This window comes from Streptomyces melanogenes (assembly GCF_014649795.1).
GTDB classification, from domain to species: Bacteria; Actinomycetota; Actinomycetes; order Streptomycetales; family Streptomycetaceae; genus Streptomyces; species Streptomyces noboritoensis.
On sequence record NZ_BMTS01000088.1, the window covers coordinates 1 to 971 of the forward strand.

At 66.1% G+C, this 971-nt stretch carries 1 protein-coding gene; it reads left to right on the forward strand.

What is annotated here, in order from left to right; translation table 11 throughout:
• Positions 1-51: 51 nt before the first annotated feature.
• A partial coding sequence (locus tag IE252_RS42875) for an IS701 family transposase (RefSeq protein ID WP_373298698.1) occupies positions 52-971 on the forward strand: 920 nt, incomplete at its 3' end.

Genomic DNA, 971 nt, shown 5'->3' on the forward strand with positions numbered 1-971 from the left:
TACTGCAACGACACTCCGTGACGCGGTGGGCAGCGCGTCGTTGATCACCGTGTGCGCGGAGGGGTAACTGACGGTTGGTCAGGGTTGTTTGACGACTTCGTGGCTCGTTTCGCGGGCCGGTTCGGGCGGGTGGAGTCCCGGCGGCGGATGGTGTCCTACCTGCGGGGACTGCTCGGTGAGAGCGAGCGGAAGAACGGCTGGACGCTGGCCGAGGCCGCCGGTGACACCGGCCCTCAGGGGATGCAGCGGCTGCTGAACCACTACTTGTGGGATGCCGACGCAGTGCGCGACGACGTCCGCGACGCGGTGGCGGAGCACCTCGGAGATCCCGAGCGGGGAATTCTCATCCTCGATGAGACGGGATTCCTGAAGAAGGGTGTCCGGTCTGCGGGCGTGGCCCGGCAGTATTCCGGGACGGCCGGCCGGATCGAGAATTCCCAGGTCGGGGTCTTCCTGGCCTACGGATCAGACAGAGGCCGGGCGCTGATCGACTGCGAACTGTATCTGCCGAAAGACTGGACATCGGATCGTGAGCGCTGCCGGTCGGCTGGCATCGGGGACAACGTCGAGTTCGCCACCAAACCAGACCTGGGCCTGCGCATGCTCAAGCGCGCGGTGGCCTCTGGGATCCCGTTCGGCTGGGTGACCGCCGATGAACTCTACGGCCAGGTGAGCCGCATCAGGTTGTGGCTGGAAGAACACGACATCCCGCATGTCCTCGCAGTCCCGAAATCGCAGATGGTCATGACCATGGAGTTCTTCGGGCAGGCCCGGGCCCATGAACTGGTCAGTCAACTGCCCGACGACGCCTGGACACGCCTGAGCTGCGGTGACGGTGCTCACGGCCCACGCGAGTACGACTGGGCCACCGCCGCGATCCGGCCCTGGCGGCGCGCGGGCTGGGACCACTGGCTCCTCGCGCGGCGCAGCCTCACAGATGACACGGACATCGCTTACTACATCTGCTTCTG